A 1,630-nucleotide genomic window follows, 5' to 3' on the forward strand; every position below is an offset into this window, starting at 1 on the left:
GGCGGGGACGGTACCGCGCACGGTGCGGCACCCGGGGGAGGTCGCGGGCCGGGGCACGGCGGCGACCGACCGCGGTCCCGGGGGGCGGGGGGGGCCGGGCGAGTTACAGTTCGAGGACTGCCCCGACCCGTTCGCCGTCGACCTCTCCGCCGTGATCGACTACGAGCGGACCGACCGCACCCTCGGCGGGAAGAAGCGCCCCGCGCTCGTGTTCCGGCACGTCCTCGACGGGCGGACGGTCACGTCGATCGCGACCGTCCCGAACGAGCGCGCCCTCAACGTCCTCGGCCGGTACATCAAGATCGAGTACGACGAGGCGATGGAGGAGCTCGACTCCTTCGACCCGACCGAAGAGCAGCTGGAGATCCTCGTCTCCATCTACTCGGCCGGCGGCGAGGCGAATATCGCCGACGTGATCACCGGCGACGTCGCGCAGACGTCGATGATCCTCGACACGCTCCGCGAGGCCGACCTCGTCGCGGACGGCGAGAGCGGGACCACGCTCACCCGGAAGGGACAGATGATCGTGAGCAGCTACCTCGAATCCGTCAACGCCTGACGGACGGCCGCCGCGGTTCGAGGCCGCGGCGCGTCAGCCGAACGCGGGGCGTCCGAAGCGAGCGCCGGCCCGCCGCTCGGGGGAAGTTTCATGCTCCTGTAACCGTAGGTGTCTCTCATGCAAGAGAGAGACCACCGCGGCGGCGAGACGCCGCTCGACGCCGTGGCCCACGAGCGGGGAATCGACGCGCCCGGCGGGACGGGAGCAGCGGACTCCCCCGGGCGCGGGAGCCCCCCGAGCGACGCTGCCGGTTCGGGGCCGCGAACCGCCCGCGTGCCGGCCGACCACGCCCACGACACGTTCTCGGTCGAGGGGATAGACACCGACCGCCGCGAGGGGGTGCTGGAGGCGGTCCTGCGCGACGTCGACGGCGTCAGCGCCGCCTCGGCGACGCGGCGCAACGGGACGGTCGGCGTCCACCACGACCCGTCGCTGACGCGCGGCGCGATCCGCGAGGTGTTGGCGGAGTGCGGGCTCGTCGTCGCGCCCGGCGACGAGGCGTTCGAGGCGCGCCGCGCCTCGCAGTTCGCGTCGGCCCGGGTCGCGGTCGCGGTCCTCTTCGGCCTGATGGTCGCGACGCCGTACATCGCGGTGTTGTACCCGACCCGCGTCGAGTGGCTGTTCTACGACCCCGTCACCGTCCAGTACCTCCAGTCGATCCTCGACTCGCAGATGACGACGCACTTCTTCGTCAACCTCGGCGCGCTCTCCGGGATCGCGTTCCTCGTCGCCTGCGGCCCCGCGATCAGGCGCGCGGCCGCGGCGGTGCGCGACGGCGAGTTCACCAACGAAGTCGCGTTCGTCGGCGGCGTCGCCGCGCTGTACGGATACAGCACGCTGGCCGCGTTCACCGGCCTGGACGGCGCGGTCCACTACGACCTCGTCGCGTACGCGGTCGTCGTCGCCACGCTCTGGACGCAGTTCGGCGTCACGGACGCGGCGTTCGACCCCGCGACGGACGAGGCGACCGACCCGGAGGAGGCTCCCGGCGTCGACGCGGACGAACCGGTCGCGATGACCGACGGCGGTCGCTGAGCCTGTCGCCCCCGCCGCCGACCCGCCGCGCCCTCC

At 73.0% G+C, this 1,630-nt stretch carries 2 protein-coding genes; both read left to right on the forward strand.

The window, feature by feature from the left end; all coding sequences use genetic code 11:
* Positions 1-559, forward strand: a 559-nt coding sequence (locus tag B9G38_RS18635; protein WP_303646241.1) for a CheF family chemotaxis protein, incomplete at its 5' end; no start/stop codon positions are given.
* A 117-nt stretch (positions 560-676) separates the two neighbouring features.
* On the forward strand, positions 677-1,594 hold the full coding sequence (locus B9G38_RS15130; protein WP_086220926.1) for a hypothetical protein: 918 nt from the start codon (positions 677-679) through the stop codon (positions 1,592-1,594).
* The last annotated feature ends 36 nt before the right edge of the window (positions 1,595-1,630 follow it).

It is taken from the genome of Halorubrum sp. SD612, assembly GCF_002135005.1.